Annotated in this window: 22 protein-coding genes and 5 tRNA genes; 16 read left to right on the forward strand and 11 right to left on the reverse strand. The window is 70.7% G+C overall.

Annotated features, from left to right (window positions below; all coding sequences use genetic code 11):
- The first annotated feature begins 185 nt into the window (after nt 1–185).
- From ORI94_RS09585 to ORI94_RS09595, 3 genes are all read left to right on the forward strand, one after another.
- Nucleotides 186–1,055 carry an SDR family NAD(P)-dependent oxidoreductase gene (locus ORI94_RS09585; RefSeq protein ID WP_266073980.1) on the forward strand — a complete coding sequence of 290 codons (870 nt, stop codon included), beginning with the start codon at nt 186–188 and terminating at the stop codon, nt 1,053–1,055.
- 221 nt (nt 1,056–1,276) lie between these two features.
- Complete coding sequence (locus tag ORI94_RS09590) at nt 1,277–2,860, forward strand: acyl-CoA carboxylase subunit beta (protein ID WP_266073981.1); 1,584 nt, start codon at nt 1,277–1,279, stop codon at nt 2,858–2,860.
- Between the two features lie 87 nt (nt 2,861–2,947).
- Entirely contained in the window at nt 2,948–3,142 is a 195-nt protein-coding gene (locus ORI94_RS09595; protein ID WP_266073982.1) for an acyl-CoA carboxylase subunit epsilon, read from the forward strand.
- A 177-nt stretch (nt 3,143–3,319) separates the two neighbouring features.
- Here the strand turns inward: ORI94_RS09595 and ORI94_RS09600 are convergent, their stop codons facing one another.
- The 8 genes from ORI94_RS09600 to ORI94_RS09635 all read right to left on the reverse strand — a co-directional run bounded on the left by ORI94_RS09600 (nt 3,320) and on the right by ORI94_RS09635 (nt 14,105).
- Nucleotides 3,320–3,901, reverse strand: a complete 582-nt coding sequence (locus ORI94_RS09600) for a GTP-binding protein (protein WP_266073984.1) — start codon at nt 3,899–3,901, stop codon at nt 3,320–3,322.
- A complete protein-coding gene (locus ORI94_RS09605; RefSeq protein ID WP_266073985.1) occupies nt 3,882–4,451 on the reverse strand; it encodes a DUF742 domain-containing protein in 570 nt (189 codons plus the stop codon). The genes ORI94_RS09600 and ORI94_RS09605 overlap by 20 nt, the downstream gene beginning before the upstream one ends.
- Before the next feature lie 95 nt (nt 4,452–4,546).
- Nucleotides 4,547–4,960 (reverse strand): roadblock/LC7 domain-containing protein, encoded by a 414-nt coding sequence (locus ORI94_RS09610; RefSeq protein WP_042168317.1) that lies wholly within the window; start codon nt 4,958–4,960, stop codon nt 4,547–4,549.
- A 10-nt stretch (nt 4,961–4,970) separates the two neighbouring features.
- On the reverse strand, nt 4,971–8,369 hold the full coding sequence (locus ORI94_RS09615; RefSeq protein ID WP_266073988.1) for a nitrate- and nitrite sensing domain-containing protein: 3,399 nt from the start codon (nt 8,367–8,369) through the stop codon (nt 4,971–4,973).
- 374 nt (nt 8,370–8,743) lie between these two features.
- Nucleotides 8,744–9,334, reverse strand: a complete 591-nt coding sequence (locus ORI94_RS09620; RefSeq protein ID WP_266073989.1) for a GTP-binding protein — start codon at nt 9,332–9,334, stop codon at nt 8,744–8,746.
- On the reverse strand, nt 9,315–9,710 hold the full coding sequence (locus ORI94_RS09625; protein WP_042167979.1) for a DUF742 domain-containing protein: 396 nt from the start codon (nt 9,708–9,710) through the stop codon (nt 9,315–9,317). Before ORI94_RS09625 ends, ORI94_RS09620 begins: the two co-directional genes overlap by 20 nt.
- Before the next feature lie 111 nt (nt 9,711–9,821).
- On the reverse strand, nt 9,822–10,235 hold the full coding sequence (locus ORI94_RS09630; protein ID WP_005479910.1) for a roadblock/LC7 domain-containing protein: 414 nt from the start codon (nt 10,233–10,235) through the stop codon (nt 9,822–9,824).
- A 9-nt stretch (nt 10,236–10,244) separates the two neighbouring features.
- A complete protein-coding gene (locus tag ORI94_RS09635) occupies nt 10,245–14,105 on the reverse strand; it encodes a nitrate- and nitrite sensing domain-containing protein (protein ID WP_266073991.1) in 3,861 nt (1,286 codons plus the stop codon).
- Between the two features lie 620 nt (nt 14,106–14,725).
- Between ORI94_RS09635 and ORI94_RS09640 the strand changes: the two genes are divergently transcribed.
- The 9 genes from ORI94_RS09640 to ORI94_RS09680 all read left to right on the forward strand — a co-directional run bounded on the left by ORI94_RS09640 (nt 14,726) and on the right by ORI94_RS09680 (nt 18,810).
- A complete protein-coding gene (locus ORI94_RS09640) occupies nt 14,726–14,911 on the forward strand; it encodes a hypothetical protein (protein WP_266074155.1) in 186 nt (61 codons plus the stop codon).
- A 226-nt stretch (nt 14,912–15,137) separates the two neighbouring features.
- The gene (locus ORI94_RS09645; RefSeq protein WP_266073992.1) at nt 15,138–15,923 is read left to right on the forward strand and encodes a fumarylacetoacetate hydrolase family protein; all 786 of its coding nucleotides are present in this window, start codon (nt 15,138–15,140) and stop codon (nt 15,921–15,923) included.
- Entirely contained in the window at nt 15,916–17,400 is a 1,485-nt protein-coding gene (gene gltX, locus ORI94_RS09650; RefSeq protein ID WP_266073993.1) for a glutamate--tRNA ligase, read from the forward strand. Before ORI94_RS09645 ends, gltX begins: the two co-directional genes overlap by 8 nt.
- A gap of 74 nt (nt 17,401–17,474) precedes the next feature.
- Entirely contained in the window at nt 17,475–18,206 is a 732-nt protein-coding gene (locus ORI94_RS09655; protein WP_266073995.1) for an HAD family hydrolase, read from the forward strand.
- Between the two features lie 90 nt (nt 18,207–18,296).
- Nucleotides 18,297–18,368 (forward strand) — tRNA-Gln (locus ORI94_RS09660).
- Nucleotides 18,369–18,408: 40 nt separating this feature from the next.
- Nucleotides 18,409–18,481 (forward strand) — tRNA-Glu (locus ORI94_RS09665).
- Nucleotides 18,482–18,542: 61 nt separating this feature from the next.
- Nucleotides 18,543–18,615 (forward strand) — tRNA-Glu (locus tag ORI94_RS09670).
- A 22-nt stretch (nt 18,616–18,637) separates the two neighbouring features.
- Nucleotides 18,638–18,709: transfer RNA gene (locus tag ORI94_RS09675), tRNA-Gln, on the forward strand.
- 28 nt (nt 18,710–18,737) lie between these two features.
- Nucleotides 18,738–18,810, forward strand: a tRNA-Glu gene (locus ORI94_RS09680).
- A gap of 120 nt (nt 18,811–18,930) precedes the next feature.
- On the opposite strand, the gene ndgR is transcribed toward ORI94_RS09680, so the two are convergent.
- Nucleotides 18,931–19,644, reverse strand: coding sequence for an IclR family transcriptional regulator NdgR (ndgR, locus tag ORI94_RS09685; RefSeq protein ID WP_042168001.1), 714 nt, complete (start codon nt 19,642–19,644; stop codon nt 18,931–18,933).
- 202 nt (nt 19,645–19,846) lie between these two features.
- Between ndgR and leuC the strand changes: the two genes are divergently transcribed.
- The 4 genes from leuC to ORI94_RS09705 all read left to right on the forward strand — a co-directional run bounded on the left by leuC (nt 19,847) and on the right by ORI94_RS09705 (nt 23,149).
- Nucleotides 19,847–21,277 carry a 3-isopropylmalate dehydratase large subunit gene (gene leuC, locus ORI94_RS09690; protein WP_266073997.1) on the forward strand — a complete coding sequence of 477 codons (1,431 nt, stop codon included), beginning with the start codon at nt 19,847–19,849 and terminating at the stop codon, nt 21,275–21,277.
- Between the two features lie 2 nt (nt 21,278–21,279).
- Nucleotides 21,280–21,882, forward strand: coding sequence for a 3-isopropylmalate dehydratase small subunit (gene leuD / locus ORI94_RS09695; RefSeq protein ID WP_266073998.1), 603 nt, complete (start codon nt 21,280–21,282; stop codon nt 21,880–21,882).
- Nucleotides 21,883–22,158: 276 nt separating this feature from the next.
- Entirely contained in the window at nt 22,159–22,389 is a 231-nt protein-coding gene (locus ORI94_RS09700; RefSeq protein ID WP_266074000.1) for a hypothetical protein, read from the forward strand.
- A 136-nt stretch (nt 22,390–22,525) separates the two neighbouring features.
- A complete protein-coding gene (locus ORI94_RS09705) occupies nt 22,526–23,149 on the forward strand; it encodes an HU family DNA-binding protein (RefSeq protein ID WP_266074001.1) in 624 nt (207 codons plus the stop codon).
- 103 nt (nt 23,150–23,252) lie between these two features.
- On the opposite strand, the gene ORI94_RS09710 is transcribed toward ORI94_RS09705, so the two are convergent.
- The gene (locus ORI94_RS09710; RefSeq protein ID WP_042168011.1) at nt 23,253–23,456 is read right to left on the reverse strand and encodes a hypothetical protein; all 204 of its coding nucleotides are present in this window, start codon (nt 23,454–23,456) and stop codon (nt 23,253–23,255) included.
- Nucleotides 23,457–23,465: 9 nt separating this feature from the next.
- Nucleotides 23,466–24,104 (reverse strand): 2-phospho-L-lactate guanylyltransferase, encoded by a 639-nt coding sequence (cofC, locus tag ORI94_RS09715; protein ID WP_266074002.1) that lies wholly within the window; start codon nt 24,102–24,104, stop codon nt 23,466–23,468.
- Nucleotides 24,105–24,202 lie beyond the last annotated feature (98 nt).

Consider the following 24,202-nt stretch of genomic DNA (forward strand, 5'->3'; position numbering starts at 1 on the left):
ACGCGGGAGTGGTCCTGCGGCGCGGCGTACCGGGCGCCGGGAGCCGGGACACCGCCCGCAGACAGGGAACGGCACGTGTCCGCAGCAGGCCGGGCGGACGGGCTCCCGCACTGGCGCGGCGCACCGGGGTGGGGGTGTCCTGGACGACGAGGACCCGCAGCGACAAGCGCATGGGAGACCGACTCGTGACCACCACCGGATCCGGTTCCACCTACGACCCCCCGGCGGACCCCGAAGGCGGTGCCGCCCGTGCCGTCGTTTTCGCCTCCGTCCCGGAGGCGGCGCGCGGTCACGGGCCGCCGCCACGCACGGACCGGCGCGTCGCCCTCGTCACCGGCGCGTCCTCGGGCATCGGCGCGGCCACCGCGCGGCGCTTCGCCGCCGAGGGCTGGCAGCTGCTGCTCAGTGGCCAGGACCGGCGACGGCTGGAGCAGACGGCGTCCGGCACCTCGGCGGTCCTCCTGCCCGCCGACCTCGCCGCGCCGGAGGGTGCGAAAACGCTGGCGGAGGCCGCACTGCGGGAGACCGGGCGGATCGACGTGCTGGTCGCGGGGGCGGGCATCGGCTGGGCCGGGCCGTTCCTGACCATGCCGCACGCCGACATCGACCGGGTGCTGTTCCTGGATCTCAGCGCGACACTGCACCTCGTACGGGAGGTGCTGCCCTCCATGGTGGCGGCCGGCAGTGGCCGGGTGGTGCTCGTCGGCTCGGTGGCCGGCGCCGTGGGCGTACGGGAGGAGGCGGTGTACTCCGCCGCCAAGGCCGGACTCGCCGCCTTCGCCGAGGCGCTCCGGCAGGAACTGCGCGGGACGGGCGTGGGGGTGACGCTCGTCGTGCCCGGCCCCGTCGAGACGGGCTTCTTCGCCCGCCGCGGCAGGCCGTATCCTCGTTCCCACCCGCGCCCCACCTCACCCGGCCGGGTCGCGGGCGCGGTCTGGGACGCCGTCTCCCGGGGCCGCGACGACGCCTACGTCCCCGCCTGGCTCACCCTCCAGTCCCGGGTACGCGCCCTCGCCCCCGGCCTCCACCGCAGACTCCTGAACCGCTTCGGCTGAGCCGTGGTCGCGCGTCACTCCCGTGGAGGTACGCGCCGTCGAGGAATGTGGGGCGGCTCCCAGGTGACGCCCTTGTGCGACCCCTACAAGCGGAAAGCCCTCTGAGCAGTCGGAACGGTTGCATTCCGCCATGGTTCTGTCCGGTGCTACCAGGAAAACACCCCGGAGACTGTGAGGAGTCGACGGCTCGCATTCCCGCGTGGGCTTCGTAAGGTCGCAGCATGACCGTTTTGGATGACGCACCGGGTGAGCCGACCGACGCGCGCGGACGCGTTGCCGAACTGCACGAGATCCGTGCGCAGGCACTGACCGGCCCGAGCGAGAAGGCGACCCGGGCGCAGCACGCCAAGGGCAAGCTGACCGCCCGGGAGCGCATCGAACTGCTGCTGGACCCGGGCTCCTTCCGCGAGGTCGAGCAGCTGCGCCGGCACCGGGCGACCGGGTTCGGTCTGGAGGAGAAGAAGCCGTACACGGACGGTGTGATCACCGGCTGGGGCACGGTGGAGGGCCGCACGGTCTTCGTCTACGCCCACGACTTCCGGATCTTCGGCGGCGCGCTGGGCGAGGCCCACGCCACCAAGATCCACAAGATCATGGACATGGCCATCGCGGCGGGCGCGCCGCTGGTCTCCCTCAACGACGGTGCGGGCGCCCGGATCCAGGAGGGCGTCTCGGCGCTCGCCGGCTACGGCGGCATCTTCCAGCGCAACACCAAGGCGTCCGGTGTCATCCCGCAGATCAGCGTGATGCTCGGCCCGTGCGCGGGCGGCGCGGCCTACAGCCCCGCCCTCACCGACTTCGTGTTCATGGTCCGCGAGACGTCGCAGATGTTCATCACCGGACCGGAGGTCGTCAAGGCGGTCACCGGCGAGGAGATCACCCAGAACGGTCTGGGCGGCGCCGACGTGCACGCCGAGACCAGCGGCGTCTGCCACTTCGCCTACGACGACGAGGAGACGTGCATCGCCGAGGTGCGCTACCTCCTCTCGCTGCTCCCCCAGAACAACCGCGAGAACCCCCCGAGGGCCGAGAACGGCGACCCGGCCGAGCGTCGCAGCGAGGTCCTGCTGGACCTGGTCCCGGCCGACGGCAACCGTCCGTACGACATGACCAAGGTCATCGAGGAGATCGTCGACGACGGCGAGTACCTCGAGGTCCACGAGCGCTGGGCGCGGAACATCGTCTGCGCGCTGGCCCGGATGGACGGCCAGGTCGTCGGCATCGTCGCCAACCAGCCCCAGGCGCTGGCCGGCGTGCTGGACATCGAGGCGTCCGAGAAGGCCGCCCGCTTCGTCCAGATGTGCGACGCCTTCAACATCCCGATCCTCACCTTCCTGGACGTCCCCGGCTTCCTCCCGGGCGTCGACCAGGAACACGGCGGCATCATCCGCCACGGCGCCAAGCTCCTCTACGCCTACTGCAACGCGACGGTCCCCAGGATCTCGCTGATCCTGCGCAAGGCGTACGGCGGCGCCTACATCGTCATGGACAGCCAGTCCATCGGCGCCGACCTCACCTACGCCTGGCCCACCAACGAGATCGCCGTCATGGGTGCGGAGGGTGCGGCCAACGTCATCTTCCGCCGCCAGATCGCCGACGCCCAGGACCCGGACGCCATGCGGGCGCGCATGGTCAAGGAGTACAAGTCCGAGCTGATGCACCCCTACTACGCGGCCGAACGCGGTCTGGTCGACGACGTCATCGACCCCGCCGAGACCCGCGAGGTGCTGATCCGCTCCCTGGCGATGCTGCAGACCAAGCACGCCGACCTGCCCTCCCGCAAGCACGGCAACCCGCCGCAGTAGACGGCCGGACCGAGCAACCCGCCCCGGTAACCCGGCGGACCCGCCGCGGCAACCCCGCGGACCTCTCTCCCAGGGAGACTGACACCCATGAGCACACCTGACATCCGCGTCGAGAAGGGCCACGCAGGGCCCGAGGAAGTCGCCGCCATCACCGCGATCCTCCTCGCCCGCGCCGCCGCCCGCCCCGCCCACGAGGCCCCGGCCCACCCCGGCCGCGCCAGGGCCGGCTGGCGCCGCCTCGAGCGCGAGCCCGGCTTCCGCGCTCCGCACAGCTGGCGCTGAGCCCACGAGCACGCCCCGCAGGGGCCCGCCCACCCGGGCGGGCCCCTGCGGGGCGTCCGCCCCTCGGAGCGGGGCCGCAGGGGCGCACCACGACACGGAGAACGACACGGGAGAGTCCCCCACCGGACCGGTGGGGGACTCTCCCGTGTTCGGCGGCCGTACGGCCCGGCCGCCTTACTACCGCAGGCGCGCCATGAGGGCGTGCTCGACCAGGGTGATCAGCGCGCTCTTGGCGTCCGAGCGGTGCCGGGCGTCGGTGGTGATGATCGGGGCGTCGGGCCCGATCTGCAGGGCCTCACGCACCTCGTCCGGGTTGTACGGCTGCTGTCCGTCGAAGCCGTTGAGCGCGATGACGAACGGAAGTCCGCTGTTCTCGAAGTAGTCGACGGCCGGGAAGCAGTCGGCGAGCCTCCGCGTGTCGACGAGCACGATCGCGCCGATCGCGCCGCGCACCAGGTCGTCCCACATGAACCAGAAGCGGTCCTGGCCGGGTGTACCGAAGAGGTACAGGATCAGGTCCTGGTCCAGAGTGATACGGCCGAAGTCCATGGCCACCGTCGTGGTGGTCTTGTCCCCGGTGTGGGTGAGGTCGTCGATGCCCGCTGAAGCGGACGTCATCACGGCCTCGGTACGCAGCGGGTTGATCTCCGAGACAGCGCCGACGAACGTGGTCTTGCCCACGCCGAAGCCGCCCGCCACCACGATCTTCGCGGAGGTGGTGGAGCGGGAAGGACCGCCGCTAGAGCTTGCGAAGTCCACTGAGCACCCTTTCGAGCAGTGTCACGTCTGGCTGGCCGCCGGCGCTCTCGTCGCCGCCGGGCTGATGGATGGCGACCAGTCCTGCCTCCGCCAAGTCGGCGACGAGAATCCTGGCCACACCGAGAGGGATGGTCAGCAGGGCCGAGATCTCGGCCACCGACTTGATCTCCCGGCAGAGGTGGCAGATCCGCTGATGCTCGGGCAACTGGCCCTGCATCTGGTGCGGCTGCGCGGTGGTGTGCACCAGCGCCTCGATGGCGAGCTGGTACCGCGGCCTGGTGCGGCCGCCCGTCATGGCGTACGGGCGCACCAGGTGATTGTTCGACGCCCCGGCGGGCGTCGGCTCGGGGGTGCGGTGCTGCGGCTGCACGGGCTGGATGTGCGGCGCATGCGGCTGCTCGTACGGCGAAGGGCCGGGGCCCTGCGGCGCGTACGGGTGGCCGTGGTTCGGCGAAGAGGGGTAGCCGTACCGGTTCTGGGAACCGTCGTTGTGCCCCTGTGCGGGGTCGTACGACCAGTTGCCCGTAGACGATCCGTCTGGTATAGCCACTTTTCTCCTCCTCCGGCTGTTCCTGGCATCCGTCCCGTGGAAGCCGCGTCCCCAGACCTTACGGCCACGGGGCGCGAAACCGCACCGTCCGTTTGTCAGTTGAGCAGGCTCCCCTGGAGCTCCGCGCGAAGGTCCGGGGTCAGGACCGTACCGGCACGGTCGACCAGGAGGGCCATCTCGTAGCCGATGAGACCGATGTCCGCATCGGGATGTGCGAGAACGGCGAGTGAGGAACCGTCGGAAATGGACATGAGGAACAGGAATCCCCGCTCCATCTCCACCACCGTCTGGTTCACGCTGCCGCCCTCGAAGATCCGGGAGGCGCCTGCCGTCAGCGACGTCAGCCCGGAGGCCACGGCCGCGAGCTGGTCCGCGCGGTCGCGGGGAAATCCTTCGGACATCGCCAGAAGGAGTCCGTCGGCGGAGACCACCACCGTGTGGGACACCCCCGGGGTGTTGTCCACGAAGTTGGTGATCAACCAGTTCAGGTTCTGTGCCGCCTGGCTCATCGGGCTCACACTAACGCTCCTGGTTGTAGGTGCTGTCAGGACCACTGCGGTGATTCCCAGTGGCCTGGCCGTTCGTTTCACTGCCCGCGTTGCGGCCTCGTTGTACGCCGCGCCGCAGGTTGCTCAGCCTGCCCCGGACATCCTCCGGGGCACGGGAGACCTGGGGGCCTCCCTGAGGGGTGGTTTCGGCGGCGCCCTCGACCAGGTTGGCCTGGGGAACACGCCGCGGCAGCCCGGATGAGGTCACCCCGCCCGCCTTGGGCCTCCGCAACGAGGACGCCTGCTGCCAGCGATCGTCGTTCGCCGAACGCCAGGAGCTGTCGCCGTCGCCGTCGCCCTGCTGGGCCGGAGCCGAGGTGGCGGCGAAACCCGGAGCCGTGGGCTCCTGGTGCGCACGCTGCTTGTCACCGGCGCCGCCCGTGGAGGCCCCACGACGCGGAAGCCCGGCGTCGGTCAGCTCGTGGAAGTCGGAGTCGGCCGGACCCGGACGGTCGAAGCCTACGCTGTCCTGCGCCGTCGCGTCAGCGGCCGGGGCGGACTCCGTCTGAGGGGACGCCGTGGGGTACTGCGCGGGGTAGCCGTTCCGGTAGCCGTCCTGCTGCGGCCAGTCGTCCTGAGGACGCTGCTCACCGAAGGCCGGGAACTCCCCCGGGCCGGCCTGGCCGCCCGTCGTGCGATCGTCCTGGGCCGGCTCCGCGTAGGAGCCTTCCGGATAACCGCCGTTCGAGGAGAAGGAGTCGTTCTGCGGCAGGTGGGCGCCCGGTGCGTAGTACGGCTCGCCGTACGCCTGCTGCTGTCCCTCGTACTGCGCCTGCTGTCCCTCGTACTGCGCCTGCTGCCCGTTGCCGTACGCCTGCTGGCCGTAACCGGCCGGCTCCTGCTCCGGGTAACCGGCCGGCTCCTGCTCCGGGTAACCGGCCGGTGCGCCCTCGAAGTTCTGGGAGTCGGTGACACCCCGACCGTCGCCGTAGCCCTGCGGGGAGGCGGCGAACTCGTCGGGTCCGGCGGCCTGTTCGGCGCCGTCCGGCTCGCCGGGCGCCCGCGGGCCGGAGAGTGCGGGCGGCTCGCTCTGCGGATCATGGGCCGCCCGGCGCTCCTCGCGCGTCAGGGAACGGCCGACCGGGTCCAGGTCGCGGAGGTCGTCCGGGACCTCGTAGCGGCTGTCGTCGAAGCCGAGCTCCGCCGCCGTGCGCAGCGGCTGCTGCTGCTGTTGTTGCCGGCTGAAGTCCTCGCCCGGGTAGGCGTTCTGCTCCGGGATGATCTGGGAGACCGTGAACTCGTCGGGGGCGGGCTGCGTCTCGCCACCGCCACCATGGGTGATCGCGTCCGGCAGCATGACCAGCGAGGTCGTACCGGCCTGCTCGCCCGAGGGGCGCAGCTGGACCCGGATGCCGTGCCGGTCGGACAGCCGGCCGACCACGAACAGGCCCATGCGCTGGGAGATCGCGGCGTCCACGGTCGGCGGGTTGGCCAGCTTGTGGTTGATGTCCGCGAAGTCCTCGGCGGTCAGGCCGATGCCCTTGTCGTGGATCTCGATCATCACGCGGCCGTCGGGAAGACGGGTCGCGGTGACACGGACCTTGGTCTGGGGCGAGGAGAACGTGGTGGCGTTCTCGAGGAGCTCGGCCAGCAGGTGCACGAGGTCGGTCACCGCGCGGCCGTGGATCTCGGCCTCGGGGACACCGGACAGCTCGATGCGTTCGTACTGCTCCACCTCGGAGGAGGCGGCGCGCAGCACGTCGACCAGCGGGACCGGCTGGTCCCAGCGGCGGCCCGGCTCCTCACCGGCGAGGACCAGCAGGTTCTCGCCGTTGCGGCGCATACGGGTGGCCAGGTGGTCCAGCTTGAAGAGGTGCTCCAGCTGGTCCGGGTCGGCCTCGTTGTTCTCCAGGCCGGTGATCAGGGTCAGCTGTCCCTCGATCAGCGACTGGTTGCGGCGCGAGAGGTTGGTGAAGATCGCGTTGATGTTGCCCCGCAGCAGAGCCTGCTCGGAGGCGAGCCGTACGGCCTCACGGTGGACCTGGTCGAAGGCGCGGGCCACCTCGCCGATCTCGTCCGTGGAGTTGATCGGGATCGGGGCGACCCGGGTGTCGACCCGGCCGGGGTCGGTACGGGAGAGCTGGTCGACCAGCATCGGCAGCCGCTGCTCGGCGATGCCGAAGGCGGCGTTGCGCAGCTGGCGCATGGAGCGGCTCATCTGGCGGGCCACCATGCCGGCCAGGACGAACGCGGCGAGCAGGGCGATCACGACGGCGCCGCCGGTGACGAAGGCGTCGCGCCGCGCGTCACCGGCGATGGCGGCCGCGTCCTCCACCGCGGTGTCGGCGAGGTCCGCCTCGATCTCGCGGTAGCCGTCGAACTTGAGGGTGTTGACCGCCCAGTAGTTCTCGGCGGTGATGCCGCGGCCGGCCATCTCGGTGCGGGCGGCCGGGTCCGTGGTGTTGAGCCGCGCGACCTCCGTGACCAGCGTGACCGGGTTCTCGGGCGGCGGCACGTAGTCCGGGTCCGAGGCGGCGTTCTCCTTGGCCAGGGCCGCACCGTCGGCCTCGATGTCCTTACGGGTCTGCGCCAGGTTGTCGGCGTCGGCCTCGGTGCCACCGCCCATGTACTCCTGGACGGCGATGCCCTCGAGGTAGGCGTAGGACGAGAGCGCGACGCGCTGGCTGGCGAGCTGGCTGTCGGTGGGGCCGGGCTTCACCAGCAGGTGCGTACCGATGGACCGCTGCAGCGACACCGCTGCCTTGGACAGCGAGATCGCGTAGACCGTACGGCCGTAACTGGTGACGTTGCCGGTGCCCAGGCCGAGTTCGTTGGCGAACTGCATCAGAGGGTTGGCCACCCGGACGTAGCCCTCTTCGGTCTCCACCCCCTTGAGCTCGGAGGTGTACGCGGCCTCGCGCAGCTGCGTCAGCCCGGGCTCGGCCTCGCGCAGCAGTTCCAGCCGGCGCTGCAGGCCCGGCTTGTCCGGCATGGACTGGGCCGCCACGTCGAAGTCGTCGGCGGCCTGGTCCGTCGCGGCACGCGCCTTGACGACGGCCGGGTCGTCCTGGCCCTCGCCCTGCAGCAGCGGAGTCGCGGTGAGGTCGCGCTCCAGGTAGAGGGCGTTGGCGTAGGTGAGGGAGGCCCGCACCAGACGGGCGGTGTTCTCCGCGTCCTCGGCCTCCTGCCAGGTGTCGATCGACCCCTTCACCTGGAAGCCGCCCATGACGAGGCCGACCAGCACGGGTATGAGCAGGATCGCGTTCAGCCTGGTGGCCACCCGCCAGTTGCGGGGGGAGAGGCGTCCGCCGCCGGGTGCGGGCGCGGTCGTCGGTTCCGTGTCGTGCACGGGGGCGGGAGCCGCTGCGCGCGGCGGCGGGGTGAAGTTGCCCCGGGCCGACGGCTCGGGACTTCGCGGGCTTCGCCTCACTCGACCAACAACCTCTCAGCGGGTCGGCACCTACGTCGTGCCGCAGTGTCTCAGAGCCCGGCGGGCCAACGACTGCTGAGTGCGTCTTCGACCAAGGGGCGGTCCAGGCATTCCAGCATGCCGACCAGTTCTCTTCCAAACAACGGAAGGGAAGGTTCCGGCGTGATGTAAACCGCAGATAAAACGGTCAAAAAGAGTGAGCCCCGTCAAATGACGGGGCGGTCGTGCGCGCAGCGGTACGGATCGAACGCGTCGCGTGGCGGCCCTGGTCGATTCCTCTCCCGAAACGTTATGAACACCGGGGCCGGCCGTGTCCAAGGACACAGCCGGCTCCGGCGTATCTACGGCAACTGCCGTATGCGGTCGCCGCCGCGCTACCGCAGGCGCGCCATGAGGGCGTGCTCGACCAGGGTGATCAGCGCGCTCTTGGCGTCCGAGCGGTGCCGGGCGTCGGTGGTGATGATCGGGGTGTCGGGCCCGATCTGCAGGGCCTCGCGCACCTCTTCCGGCTGGTAGGGCTGCTGTCCGTCGAAGCCGTTGAGCGCGACGACGAACGGAAGTCCACTGTTCTCGAAGTAGTCGACGGCCGGGAAGCAGTCGGCCAGCCGGCGGGTGTCCACCAGGACGACCGCGCCGATCGCGCCGCGCACCAGGTCGTCCCACATGAACCAGAAGCGGTCCTGGCCGGGTGTACCGAAGAGGTACAGGATCAGGTCCTGGTCCAGAGTGATACGGCCGAAGTCCATGGCCACCGTCGTGGTGGTCTTGCCTCCGGTGTGCGTGAGGTCGTCGATGCCCGCTGAAGCGGAGGTCATCACGGCCTCGGTACGCAGCGGGTTGATCTCCGAGACGGCGCCGACGAACGTGGTCTTGCCCACGCCGAAGCCACCCGCCACCACGATCTTCGCGGAGGTGGTGGAACGGCTTTCGGAGACCGTCCCGCCGCTAGAGCTTGCGAAGTCCACTGAGCACCCTTTCGAGCAGTGTCACGTCCGGTGCGCCGGTGGTCTCGTCGCCGCCCGGCTGGTGGATGGCGACGAGACCCGCCTCCGCGAGGTCCGCCACCAGGATCCGGGCCACGCCCAACGGCATGTTCAGGAGCGCCGAGACCTCGGCGACCGACTTCACCTCACGGGTCAGATGGCAGATGCGCTGGTGCTCCGGGAGGAGCCCCATGAGCGCTGCCGGATCGGCCGTCGTACTGATCAGTGCCTCGATGGCGAGCTGATAGCGCGGCCTGGTCCGGCCACCGGTCATCGCATAGGGACGGACCAGTGGCTGGTCGCCCTCGTCCTCGTACGGCTCCGCGTACGGATCATGAGAGGCGGTGGGCGGGGTCATGGATCCTCCGGGCGGGACAGCAAGTCGGTCGGTCAAGCCGTCTGACGGGGCCGGTGGGGGGAATGTGGCGGCCGGACGGTGATTTGGTGAGACGGGTGGTGCCGGGGCCGATCAGTGGAGCAGACTTCCCTGTAGCTCAGCCCGCAGGTCCGGGGTGAGGACCGCTCCCGCACGGTCGACCAGGAGTGCCATCTCGTAGCCGACGAGGCCGATGTCGCACTCGGGGTGAGCCAGGACGGCCAGGGACGAACCGTCCGAGACGGACATGAGGAAGAGGAAACCCCGCTCCATCTCGACGACCGTCTGTGCGACGTCGCCGCCTTCGAAGATACGGGAGGCGCCGGCGGTCAGGGACGTCAGTCCCGATGCCACGGCCGCGAGCTGGTCCGCGCGGTCGCGGGGAAATCCTTCGGACATCGCCAGAAGGAGTCCGTCGGCGGACACGACGACGGTGTGGGACACCCCGGGGGTGTTGTCCACGAAGTTGGTGATCAACCAGTTGAGGTTCTGTGCCGCCTGGCTCATCGGGCTCAACTAACGCTCCTGCTGGTGAGTGGGTCGGGGGAAGCTGCCGGTCTGGGTGGACGAACCGGCCTGACGACCCTGTGCGATACCTCGACGGAGATTGGTCAGCCGGCCGCGCACGTCATCGGGCGCACGGGAGACCTGCGGACCGCTCTGGTGGGACTGCTGCTGAGCCGTGCCCGGGACGAGGTTCGCCTTGGGCACCCGGCGTGGCAGGCCTGAGGTGGTGACGCCGCCCGCGGCCGGCTGCCGGACGCGTTCGGCCTGCCGGACCAGCTCGTCGTTGGGCGAGCTGCGCCAGGTGGTGGCAGCGGACCGCTGCGGGCCGGTGGGCCCCTGCGGCGGCTGCGGTGACTGCTGTTGCGGCTGCTGCTGTTGCGGCTGCTGCTGGGCCGGAGCCGGGGGATTGCCCTGCTCCTCCTCCCGGGCACCGTGGAACCAGTTGGTCTCCAGGGTGTCGTACAGCGGGGTGCGCCCGTCGCCGGGACCGGACGCCGGCGGCAGTGCCCAGGCGTCGCTCTGCCCACGGCCGTTGTCGGGCCGCTGCGGGGCAGCTCCCTGTTCCAGCTGGGGACGGTCCGGACGCTGCTGCGGGGCCGCAGGACGCCGGCTGCCGTGGTCGCCCTCCTGCGTCCCGTTCATCTGGGGACGCTCGAACTGGCCGGTGGAGGCCGGGTCCGCGAGGTTCGGGCGCTCCGGAGCGGGGTACCGCGTGGGAGCGCCGTCGCCCTGGCCCTGCTGGGCCGGGTACTGACCGGTGGAACCGTCGTCGTACGAGCCGCTGCCGTAGGCCCCGGTGTCATAGCCCTGCTGGCCCGGGAACTGGCCGGTGTGGGAGGGGTTCTGACCGTTGCCCTGTTGTCCGTTGTAGCGGTCCGCCGGGGCGCCGTAGAGGTCACCGCGGACGAACTGGCCCGGGTCCTGGTCGCCGTCCGCACCGGGCCGGCCGTACTGGCCGGCGTGCTGCGGGGCGTCGCCACCGGGAGCGCCGTGACGGGGAGCGCCGGAGCCCTGCCGGTCGTCGAACCGGGGCATCTCGGCCGTCGCGCCGACACCGTGCTGGTCGTCGAACCGCGGCATGGCGTTCGTCCGGGCGGCGTCCGGCTCGTCGTGGCCGCGCGGGGCGTCCAGCGGTGCCCGGGGCACCGGCGGCTGGGCGTTCTCGTCGCTCCAGCTCGGCACCCGCGGCTGCTGGTCGCCGGGCAGCTCGGCGCGCGGACCGTTGTCGCGCGGGGGCAGCTGCGGACGACGGCCGCGCTCGGCGTTGCCGTTGCCCCGCTGCTGGGGCACGTCGCCCCGGCCGCCACCGAACAGGTCCTGGCCCTGTGCACCGCCCTGACCCGGGGACTGCATCCCCTGCGGGGCACCCGGAGCCTGGCCGCCGTAGCCGGCACCCGCGCCGGCCGGGGCCGGACGGCCCTGCGACGGAGCGCCGCCCTGCTCGAACAGCGACGGAGCGGACGACCTGCCCTGCTGGCCACGCGCCCCTCCCGGGGCACCCGGCCGGCCCTGGCCGTCCCGTCCGGGCAGCGCGGCCCGCGGACCCTGGCCCGCGCCGAGCAGACCACCGCCGGACTGACCGGCACCGAGGGCGCCGCCGCCGGACTGACCGGCGCCGGCGGCCCGGCGGGCCGCCGCGGCACCGGCCGCGGCCTGTGCGGCCGCGGGACCGCCGCCACCCGGCTGACCGGGCTTGCCCTGGGGCTTCTTGCCACCCTGGGCGACATCCACGGGCAGCATGACCAGCGCGGTCGTACCACCGGAGTCGGACGGGCGGAGCTGGATGCGGATGCCGTGCCGCTGCGACAGCCGGCCGACCACGAACAGACCCATGCGGCGGGAGACGGAGACGTCCACGGTGGGCGGCGAGGCGAGCCGCTCGTTGATCGCCGCCAGGTCCTCCGGCGACAGGCCGATACCGGTGTCGTGGATCTCGATCAGCACCCGGCCGTCGGGCAGCGCGTGCCCGGTGACCTTGACCTTGGTCTGCGGGGAGGAGAACGACGTCGCGTTCTCCAGCAGCTCGGCGAGCAGGTGGACGAGGTCGTTGACGACCCGGCCGGCCACCTCGGTGCCCGGCACGGAGGCCAGCTCGATGCGCTCGTACTGCTCCACCTCGGAGGCGGCGGCACGGAGCACGTCGACCAGCGGGACCGGGCGGGTCCACCGCCGTCCGGGCTCCTCACCCGCGAGGACCAGCAGGTTCTCGCCGTTGCGGCGCATACGGGTGGCGAGGTGGTCCAGTTTGAACAGCGAGGACAGCTGGTCCGGGTCGGCCTCGCGGGACTCCAGCTCGGAGATCAGCGACAGCTGGCGCTGGATCAGACCCTGGGAGCGGCGCGAGAGGTTGGTGAACATCGCGTTGACGTTGCCCCGCAGCAGGGCCTGCTCGGCGGCGAGGCGGACCGCCTCGCGGTGCACGTCGTCGAAGGCCGCGGCCACACGGCCGATCTCGTCCCGGGAGTGCACACCGACCGACTCCACGGACGTGTCGACGTCCTGCGGGTCGGCCTCGGACAGCTGCTTGACCAGCTCGGGCAGACGTTCCTGGGCGACCTTGGTCGCGGTGTCCTCGAGGCGGCGCAGCGAGCGGATCATGGAGCGGGCCACGACGAAGGCGCCGACCAGCGAGACGCCGAGCACGATCAGGATCAGCGCACCGGAGATGATCGCGTCGCGCTCGGTGGCACTGCGCAGCTCACGGGCCTTCTGTTCCATCTCCTCGAGCAGCGTGTGCTCGACGTTCTTCATCTGCTGGAGCTTGGTGGAGCTGTCGTCCAGCCAGTCCCGGTAGGACCGCTTGTCCATCGACTCCAGGCCGCCGGCCGACACCAGGGCCCGGCTCGCGTACTTGTCGGTGGCCTGGATGGTGGCGTTGCCGTCCTCGATGGGCAGCAGCAGCTCGGTGGCCGGGTCCTCGCCGTAGATGCTCTTGAAGCTGCGCACCTCGGACTTCTGGCTCTCCAGCGCCGACTCGGCGTAGAGCCGGTCGTTCTCGGCGAGGTCGCCGAAGCTGGTGTTGTTGGCGGGCAGGGCCGCCGCGAGGACCGCGCGCTGGATCGACGCGTACTCCTTGGCGGCGGAGAAGGCCCCCAGGGCGCGTGTGCGCTGGATCATCTCGGAGTTGCTGGTCGCCTCGGCCATGTCCTGGGAGAGGCCGATCAGGTTCTCGATCAGGCGGTGGTACGCCTCGACGGTCTGGGTGGAGTTGCCCTCCGCCACGTAGGCCGTGTTGCGGATCTTCTCCAGGTCGCCCAGGTCGCCGGCGAGCTGGACAAGGTTGTCGCGGACACCGGTGAGATTGCCCTCCCGGCTGGCGTTGTTGATTTCCTCGGAACTGTCGAGGAAGTTCTTCCGGGCGCGGTCGGTCTTCTCGCGGTGGCCCTTGACCCCGAAGTCGGTGGCCTTGCCGCCGTGCGCCAGCGGGCCGGCCGACTGGTCGCGCTCCTCCTGGAGCGCGGCGGCGAGCTCGGTGGCCTGCTGGGTCATGTCGGTCAGCAGCTTCATGTTGTCGAGCTGCTGGATGTCGTCCATCGACTGGTTGATACGCAGGGCGCCCAGCGAGGTGGCCGCGACCACCGGGAGCGCGAGCAGCGACACCAGTCGGGTGGAGATCCGCCAGTTGCGCAGGGCTATGCGCGGCCCCGGGCCGGTGGGGTTCTTCGGAGGCTTCGACGGGGCCGGGGGAGCACCCTCCGCTCCCGCGGGCTTGGCGCCGGGACGGTCGCCGCCTTCACCGTTCACGGCCGGGCCCTGGTTCTGGGCGTGGTTCTGGGCGTGCTGGGGCGAGGAGCCGACGGCCATGGGGCCATTCCCGCCGTGCTCCGGCTCCGCCGAAGCGCTGCCATCCCTCTTGAAACGTCCCTGCACTAGCGTCGCAACCTCTGGACCAGGCGCCCCTCCGCGTGAACGGCGGGACACGGTGTCGGCGTCATAGGGGCGCCCTGAATACGCCCCCGTGGCGGTCGTGAGTGACCGGCGCGGGTTCCCCCCTTGCTCACCGCCACGACGGCGCGTTCGTGCGCCCCCTGTGCGCCGGATCGGAATCTGCGGCGGTCGCTGGAATTCCAGCACAGTGCGGGATCTCCCAACAAGGCCCACGGGGTATGCGGTGACTTACATGACAGGGGGTGAAGGAGGGATCACCGCACGTGGAAAGTGATCCAGGGCAAAGGGGGTCAACAGGGGTGATTGCGCTGAGTGGATCCGGGGTCGACCCGGTGTCCCAGTCGCGATGATCAGGAGCGGAATGGCTGCTTCAGTTGCCCAATGTCCGTTTCGCTCACAGGGGGAGGCGGCCCGGATTGTGCGATTTGCCCCTCGATTCGTGAGCAAACTCACACGCATATGACGGTCCCCCACGGCGGTCGGTGGGAAACGCGTGTTTAGCCTGACGCTTTACAGAGACGACACAACAGACAACCCGCGCCCGAGGGGGCGGTCCTCGGACCCCGTCGGACGCCCGTGAACAGGACAGGGTCGAGCAAACAGTGAAGACGACGATGTTCCACAAGATCGCCAACCCGCGGCGCACGACGCTGGCCCACCTCGACGGCACCGCCGAACTGCAGACACCGGTCCAGCAGGAGCACACCGTCGAGCTCCCGGCCCAGACCGCCAATCCCAGGCGCACCGTCCTCATGGAGATGCCGACCGCGGCCGGCGCCGCGAGCTAGTCCCCCTTTCCTTACCGGCACCGACCGGTACGGGCACCGGCCCCGAAATGCTCAAAGGCCCCGGAGGCAGTCCGAGCGGCCGGAACGGTCCCGCGGCGTCCCCTCCCCAGGGGGCGCCGCTCCGTGCTGTGCACGGGGCGATGCGCGAGGCGCGCGCCCCCTGCCGCGTTAGCCTGGAGCGTCAGACTCCAGCCAGCTCAGTCAAGGTCAAGGGGCCAAGCATCCCGTGCGCATCGCCAGATTCTCCATCGACGGGAACGTCGCCTTCGGCGCGGTCGAGGGCGACCAGCAGGACGAGCTCGTCCTGGACATCATCAAGGGCATCCCGTTCACGGACTTCGAACTCTCCGGCACGAAGGTCCCGGTGAGCAAGGTCAGGCTGCTGCCCCCGGTGCTCCCCAACAAGGTGGTGGCCTTCGGCCGCAACTACGCCGAGCACGCGAGGGAGATGGGCGGCGAGGCGCCCGACGCCCCGTTCGCCTTCTTCAAGCCCGCCACCTCGGTGATCGGCCCCGGCGACGAGATCCAGTACCCCTCCTTCTCCCAGGAGGTGCACCACGAGGCCGAACTGGCCGTGGTGATCGGCCGGCTCTGCCGCGAGGTCCCGCGCGAGCGCGTCAAGGACGTGATCTTCGGCTACACCTGCGCCAACGACGTCACCGCCCGCGACGTCCAGCGGCGCGAGAAGCAGTGGGCGCGCGCCAAGGGCTTCGACACCTCCTGCCCGCTCGGCCCCTGGGTGGAGACGGACCTGGACCTCGCCGCCGCCGGTGACCTCACCGTGCAGCTCACGGTCAACGGGGAACAGCGCCAACTCGGCCGCACCAGCGAGATGATCCACTCCATCGAGGATCTGATCGTCCACATCTCCGAGGCGATGACGCTGCTCCCCGGCGACGTGATCCTCACGGGCACCCCGGCCGGCGTCGGCCCCCTCAACGTCGGCGACGAGGTCGCCGTCACCATCGAAGGCATCGGCACTCTCACCAACAAGGTTGTCAAGCGTGGCTAGCGCAGCAGGTTCCTCAGTTCGCGTCCGTTTCTGTCCGTCGCCCACCGGCAACCCCCACGTGGGCCTGGTCCGCACCGCCCTGTTCAACTGGGCGTTCGCCAAGCACCACCAGGGCACGCTGGTCTTCCGCATCGAGGACACCGACGCGGCCCGCGACTCCGAGGAGTCGTACGACCAGCTCCTCGACGCGATGCGCTGGCTCGGCTTCGACTGGGACGAGGGCCCCGAGGCCGGCGGCCCGCACGCGCCGTACCGCCAGTCGCAGCGCATGGACATCTACCGGGACGTCGCCGACAGGCTCCTGGACGCCGGCCACGCCTACCGCTGCTACTGCTCCCAGGAGGAGCTGGACTCCCGCCGCGAGGCCGCCCGCGCCGCGGGCAGGCCCTCCGGGTACGACGGCCACTGCCGCGAGCTGACCGACGCCCGGGTCGAGGAGTACCGGGCCCAGGGCCGCGAGCCGATCGTCCGCTTCCGGATGCCCGACGAGACGATCACCTTCACCGACCTGGTCCGCGGCGAGCTCACCTTCACCCCGGAGAACGTCCCGGACTACGGCATCGTGCGCGCCAACGGCGCCCCGCTGTACACCCTGGTCAACCCGGTCGACGACGCCCTGATGGAGATCACCCACGTCCTGCGCGGCGAGGACCTGCTCTCCTCCACCCCCCGCCAGGTCGCCCTGTACAAGGCGCTGACCGAGCTGGGCATCGCGAAGCGGACCCCGGCCTTCGGCCACCTGCCCTACGTCATGGGCGAGGGCAACAAGAAGCTCTCCAAGCGCGACCCCCAGTCGTCGCTCAACCTCTACCGCGAGCGCGGCTTCCTCCCCGAGGGCCTGCTCAACTACCTCTCCCTGCTCGGCTGGTCGCTCTCCGCCGACCAGGACGTCTTCACGGTCGAGGAGATGGTCGCGGCCTTCGACGTCACCGACGTCAACCCCAACCCGGCCCGCTTCGACCTCAAGAAGTGCGAGGCGATCAACGCCGACCACATCCGCCTGCTCGACGTGAAGGACTTCACCGAGCGCTGCCGCCCGTGGCTGAAGGCCCCCGTCGCCCCCTGGGCCCCGGAGGCCTTCGACGAGGCCAAGTGGCAGGCCATCGCGCCGCACGCGCAGACCCGCCTGAAGGTGCTGTCGGAGATCACCGACAACGTCGACTTCCTGTTCCTGCCGGAGCCGGTCTTCGACGAGGCCTCCTGGACCAAGGCGATGAAGGAGGGCTCCGACGCCCTGCTGCGCACCGCCCGCGAGAAGCTGGACGCGGCCGACTGGACGTCGGCCGAGTCCCTGAAGGAGGCCGTCCTGGCCGCCGGCGAGGCCCACGGCCTCAAGCTCGGCAAGGCACAGGCCCCGGTCCGCGTCGCCGTCACCGGCCGCACGGTCGGCCTGCCCCTCTTCGAGTCCCTCGAGGTCCTGGGCAAGGAGCAGACCCTGGCCAGGATCGACGCGGCCCTGGCGAAGCTCGCCGCGTAGTCCCACCCGGGCCGAGGGGCGGCACCCGAAGTACGGGGTGCCGCCCCTCGCCCGTTGTCGGTACCGTCGTTTCCATGGCGATCCGAGCAGTTGTCTGGGACGTGGACGACACCCTCTTCGACTACACCTCCGCCGACCGTGAAGGCATGCGGGCACATCTCCTCGCCGAGGAGCTGCTCGCCGGGTACGCCTCCGTGGAGGAGGCGCTGCTGCGCTGGCGGGAGGTGACCGACCTCCAGTGGGCCCGGTTCGCCGCGGGCGAGGTCGACTTCGAGACCCAGCGGCGCGACCGCATCCGGATCTTCCTGGAGCGCGAGCTGAGCGACGACGAGGCCGACGACTGGTTCCGGCGCTACCTGGTGCACTACGAGTCCGCCTGGTCCCTCTTCCCGGACGTCCTGCCGGTCCTCGACGCGCTCGCCGCCAGTCACCGGCACGCCGTGCTGTCCAACTCCAGCCTGCACGTCCAGGACCCCAAGCTGCGCGCCCTCGGCGTCCACGACCGTTTCGAGGCCATCCTGTGCGCCGCCGAGCTGGGTGTCTCCAAGCCCGAGGTCGGCGCGTTCCTGGCGGCCTGCGAGGCCCTGGCGCTGCCGCCCGACCAGGTCGCGTACGTCGGCGACCATCCCGAGATCGACGGGCGGGGCGCCGCGGAGGCCGGGCTGCTGTCGGTGTGGATCGACCGGGGCGGGGCGTACGCGACCGCCGAGCCGCCCGTGGGGCCGCGCCGGATCGTCTCCCTCGGTGAACTCCCCGCACTCCTGCGCGCGGATACCCGTTTTGGAGCCCCGACCGGCATCGGGTAATGTTCTTCCTGCGCCGCGGGGTCCGGGCCGGAAGGCCAGAACCCCCCAGCGCACAGCTAGAACAAGAACCCTCCGGGGCTTGCGTTCCAGTGGCCTATGGTGTAATTGGCAGCACGACTGATTCTGGTTCAGTTAGTCTTGGTTCGAGTCCAGGTAGGCCAGCTCGCAGAGCTCATCTGCACCGTGCGGATCTCATCCGCGAGCCCCCGTTGTGTAGCGGCCTAGCACGCTGCCCTCTCAAGGCAGTAGCGCCGGTTCGAATCCGGTCGGGGGTACAGATCCTTCCCGCGAGGGCAGCAGGGTAGCTCCCACTGCTCACGATGCAGGATCGCTAGGGCCCCCGTTGTGTAGCGGCCTAGCACGCCGCCCTCTCAAGGCGGTAGCGCCGGTTCGAATCCGGTCGGGGGTACTGAACTGGTCTAAACCATCATTGGTCTATGGTGTAATTGGCAGCACGACTGATTCTGGTTCAGTTAGTCTTGGTTCGAGTCCAGGTAGACCAGCTCGGACCTGCGGAAACGCAGTGTCCACGCCCCCGTTGTGTAGCGGCCTAGCACGCCGCCCTCTCAAGGCGGTAGCGCCGGTTCGAATCCGGTCGGGGGTACAGAGAAGGAAGCCCTCCACTTCGGTGGAGGGCTTTCCTCGTGTCCGTACGTCCATGCCCCGGGTCCGGGGAGGGCCTGCCGCGGCGTTGGGGCAGGCCGGTCCCGGAAGGCGGGCGGGGTCAGGTGCGGCGCAGCGCCTCGGAGAGGCGGGTCGCGGAGTCGATGACGGCCTGGGCGTGCATCCGGCCCGGGTGGCGGCTCAGGCGCTCGATGGGCCCCGACACGGAGACGGCGGCCACCACGCGGTTGGACGGACCGCGCACCGGCGCGGAGACCGAGGCCACACCGGGCTCGCGCTCCCCGATCGACTGCGCCCAGCCGCGCCGCCGGACACCCGACAGGGCCGTCGCCGTGAAACGGGCGCCCTGCAGGCCGCGGTGCAGGCGCTCCGGTTCCTCCCAGGCCATCAGGATCTGCGCGGAGGAACCGGCCTTCATCGTGAGCGTGGAGCCCACCGGGACCGTGTCCCGCAGACCGGACAGGCGCTCCGCCGCGGCGACGCAGATGCGCATGTCGCCCTGGCGGCGGTAGAGCTGGGCGCTCTCGCCGGTGATGTCGCGCAGGTGCGTGAGGACGGGGCCCGCCGTGGCGAGCAGCCGGTCCTCGCCGGCCGCCGCGGCCAGCTCGGCCATGCGCGGGCCGAGGATGAACCTGCCCTGCATGTCGCGGGCCACCAGCCGGTGGTGCTCCAGGGCCACGGCCAGGCGGTGGGCCGTGGGTCGTGCCAGTCCGGTGGCACCGACCAACCCCGCGAGGGTGGCCGGACCGGACTCCAGAGCGCTCAGGACAAGGGCTGCCTTGTCCAGAACGCCGACGCCGCTACTGTTGTCCATGCAACGATACTCGCGTCTCACTCTGTGAAACGCAAGTTCAATTTTCCGTGGGACGCGCCACTCTGGACGTACACAGTTCATCAGCACCGCGGTCCGTGAATCACCGGGCCGGGCGGCGACGCCCCGGAACCAGGGGTGGGGTGCCGTCTCCTCACGGATCTCTAGTTGGGCCGGCGCGCCTTTGCCGGCCGGAGGGAAAGCGATGGGTAGGACACTCGCGGAGAAGGTCTGGGACGACCACGTCGTCCGGCGCGCCGAGGGCGAGCCCGACCTCCTCTTCATCGATCTGCACCTGCTGCACGAGGTGACCAGCCCCCAGGCCTTCGACGGCCTCCGCAAGAGCGGCCGTACGGTGCGCCGCCTCGACCTCACCATCGCGACCGAGGACCACAACACCCCGACCCTCGACATCGACAAGCCCATCGCCGACCCGGTCTCCCGCGTCCAGCTGGAGACGCTGCGGGCGAACTGCGCCGAGTTCGGCGTCCGGCTGCACTCGCTGGGGGACGTCGAGCAGGGCGTCGTGCACGTCGTCGGACCCCAGCTGGGCCTGACCCAGCCCGGCATGACCGTGGTCTGCGGGGACTCGCACACCTCGACGCACGGTGCGTTCGGCGGGCTGGCCTTCGGCATCGGGACCTCCCAGGTCGAGCACGTGCTCGCCACGCAGACGCTGCCGATGGCCCGCCCGAAGACCATGGCGATCACCGTCGACGGCGAACTGCCCGACGGCGTCACGGCCAAGGACCTGATCCTGGCGGTCATCGCGCGCATCGGCACCGGCGGCGGACAGGGCTACATCCTGGAGTACCGCGGCGAGGCCATCGAGAAGCTCTCGATGGAGGCCCGCATGACCATCTGCAACATGTCGATCGAGGCCGGCGCCCGCGCGGGCATGATCGCCCCCGACGAGACGACGTTCGCCTACCTCGAGGGCCGCCCGCACGCCCCGCGGGGCGAGGACTGGGACGCGGCCGTCGCCTACTGGAAGACGCTGCGCACCGACGACGACGCCGAGTTCGACGCCGAGGTCGTCATCGACGCCTCCCGGCTGTCCCCGTTCGTCACCTGGGGTACCAACCCGGGCCAGGGCGCGCCGCTGTCGGCGGCGGTCCCCGACCCCGCTTCGTACGAAGACGCCTCGGAGCGCCTCGCCGCCGAAAAGGCCCTGGAGTACATGGGGTTGGAGGCCGGTCAGCCCCTGAACTCCATCAGTGTCGACACCGTCTTCGTAGGCTCCTGCACCAACGGACGGATCGAGGACCTGCGCGCCGCCGCGGACATCGTCAAGGGCCGCAAAGTCGCCGACGGGGTGCGGATGCTGGTCGTCCCGGGCTCCGCACGGGTCGGTCTGCAGGCCGTCTCCGAGGGCCTGGACGTGGTCTTCAAGGAGGCCGGCGCCGAGTGGCGGCACGCGGGCTGTTCCATGTGCCTGGGCATGAACCCCGACCAGCTCGCTCCCGGTGAGCGCTCCGCGTCCACCTCCAACCGCAACTTCGAGGGCCGGCAGGGCAAGGGGGGCCGTACCCACCTGGTGTCCCCGCAGGTCGCCGCCGCCACCGCGGTCCTCGGCCACCTGGCCTCCCCGGCCGACCTCGCCGCCGACACCCGTACGCCCGCTGGAGTCCGATAGCCATGGAAGCATTCACCACGCACACCGGCCGGGCCGTCCCGCTGCGCCGCAGCAACGTCGACACCGACCAGATCATCCCCGCCCACTGGCTCAAGAAGGTGACGCGGGACGGGTTCGAGGACGGGCTGTTCGAGGCCTGGCGCAAGGACCCGGAGTTCGTGCTCAACCGCCCCGAGCGCGAGGGCGCCACGGTCCTGGTCGCCGGCCCCGACTTCGGCACCGGCTCCTCCCGTGAGCACGCCGTCTGGGCGCTGCAGAACCACGGCTTCAAGACCGTGATCTCCTCCCGCTTCGCCGACATCTTCCGCGGCAACTCGCTGAAGAACGGCCTGCTCACCGTGGTCATCGAGCAGAAGATCGTGGACGCGCTCTGGGAGCTCACCGAGCGGGACCCCGAGGCCGAGGTCACCGTCGACCTCGAGGCCCGCGAGGTGCGCGCCGAGGGGATCGCCGCCGCCTTCGAGCTCGACGAGAATTCCCGCTGGCGGCTGCTGAACGGGCTCGACGACATTTCCATCACCCTGCAGAACGAGGCGGACATCGCCACGTACGAGGCGAAGCGCCCGTCGTTCAAGCCGCGGACGCTCACGGCGCAGGGCGCCTGACCCTCCGTAGCGCGCAGTCCGGGCGGCAGGTCGACTTTCAGCCACGCCCACCCCCCTTCCGTACCCCCGATCGGACCGATCGGGGGTACGGCCGTGTCTGCACCCGTTCGGACCTGCGCGCCCTCTTGAGGCCTGGCAACTTCCCACGTTATGAAGGTGGTTGCCGGGGTACACGTGTCACGTGCGCGTGACCTCGGAATGTGCTCGGACCGCCGTCCGAGGTGGCAGTTGCCCCCTGCGCAGGCGACAACTCGCCCCAGATGGCACAATCTGTGCATGGAACGCGACGGCCAACTCGAGCTCTACACGGTGGTCGCGGTCCGGCTCAAAGAAGCGCATACAAGAGTGCGCGCACTGCAAGTACCGGAGGGCGTACGGATGGCGCTGGCCCGGAAGCTGCTGGTCATTACGGCCGCGGCCAAGCACGATCTCGCCTCTGCGGCAAAGCGGCTGGAGCGGTTCATCGCGGACCTCGACGAGGGCCGATTTCCCGAAGAGGAACGCTGAACCGCTCGAGGCGGCCGAGCTCATTGCGGCACAAGGGTGATAAGCCCGTTTCGTGTTTGATTTGCGGTATATATCTGCCTAACGTGCGAAAACGCTTGAACGGATTCGTTCGGGCGATGTCTCCGAAGGGGAAGACGTGAACAAGGCGCAGCTCGTAGAAGCGATTGCCGACAAGATGGGCGGCCGGCAGCAGGCCGCCGATGCCGTCGACGCGGTCCTGGACGCCATCGTCCGTGCCGTGGTCGCGGGTGACCGGGTCTCGGTCACCGGCTTCGGTTCGTTCGAGAAGGTCGACCGCCCGGCCCGCTACGCCCGCAACCCCCAGACCGGTGAGCGGGTGCGGGTCAAGAAGACGTCGGTGCCGCGTTTCCGTGCGGGCCAGGGTTTCAAGGACCTGGTGAGCGGCTCGAAGAAGCTGCCGCGCGGTGGCGAGGTCGCCGTCAAGAAGGCGCCCAAGGGCAGCCTGTCCGGCGGGGCTTCCGCGACGGTGAAGAAGGCCGCCGCGAAGAAGAGCGCCGCCAAGAAGGCCACGGCGAAGCGGGCCGCGGAAAAGACGGCCGCCGCGAAGAAGACCACCGCGAAGAAGAGCGCCGCCAAGAAGACCACCGGCGCGTCCGCGGCGACCGCCAAGACCGCCGCCGCGAAGAAGACGACCGCCAAGAAGTCCCCGGCGAAGAAGGCGACGGCCACGAAGGCGCCCGCCAAGAAGTCGACCGCACGCAAGACCACCGCCAAGAAGACCACCGCCCGCAAGAAGTAGCGGCGGCGAAACGGTACTCACGCGCCGGGCCGGACTCCGTCACGGAGTCCGGCCCGCGGTGTGCCGGCACACACCCGAAACGTCGTCGGGGCGTGGACGGTGGTCAGAACGTCTGGAGCGTCACCAGGGTGATCCGCCGGGCCTCGCCCTCGCCCCGGAACTCGATGCGCACGCGCTGCCCCGGACGCAGCAGCCTCAGGCCTCCGGCGTCGAAGGCCGGTGCGTCGAAGGGCACCGGAGTGCCGTCGTCCAGCAGCACCTGGCCGCTTCGGCTCTCGGGATCGTAGGTGTACGCGGTCGCCTGCATGGCCGCAGCCTACTGCTCCGCGATCAGCAGCCGCGCGGTGGCGGCCGCCGTGCGGGGTCCCACCCCCAGCGCCAGCGCCGCCCGGAGATCGTCCCCCGTGTCCACGTCCTGCCGTACGGAATCGACCGCGTCGAGGCACAGTTCGACGGCTCCCCACGCGCGGTGCCGGGTCCGGGAACCGGGGCCGAAGGACGGCCGCAGTTCCTCCGTCGCCGCCGCTGCGAGCAGCGTGGTGCCGGTGCCCGCGGTATCGGGGAGGAACGCGCGCGGGAACGCGGCCGCCCCCTCCAGTACGCGCGCCAGTTCGGCCGGGCGCAGCGCCGGGAGATCGGCGTTCAGGGCCGCCACGGGACCCGCGTGCCGCACGGTCCGCACGGTGGCGGCCGCGTGGGCGAGGGCCGCGTTCAGTCCGCTGCCCGGCTCGTCGGCGACGATGCCCGCACCCAGCGCGGCCAGTTCGCGGCCGGCCAGGGCGTCGTCCGTGACGACCACCACGTCCCGCACCGCGCGGCAGGCCAGGGCGGCCGCCACGGTGTCCTGTGCGAAGGCGAGCGCGAGCCCCGGACGCAGGGCGTCGTCCGCGGTGTCGGAGAGCCGGCTCTTGGCCTCGGCCAGCGGTTTCAGGGGTACCACCAAGGTCCACTGCACGCGTGTTACGTCCCTCTCTTGTCGTCTGCATTGTCCCCCGCGGCACCCGGTGGCCGGGGGGCCGGGGCGTACGGTGTTCTCGACAGACCGGCGGCCCG

The organism is Streptomyces sp. NEAU-W12 (genome assembly GCF_026242095.1).
In the GTDB taxonomy this organism is placed as follows: domain Bacteria; phylum Actinomycetota; class Actinomycetes; order Streptomycetales; family Streptomycetaceae; genus Streptomyces.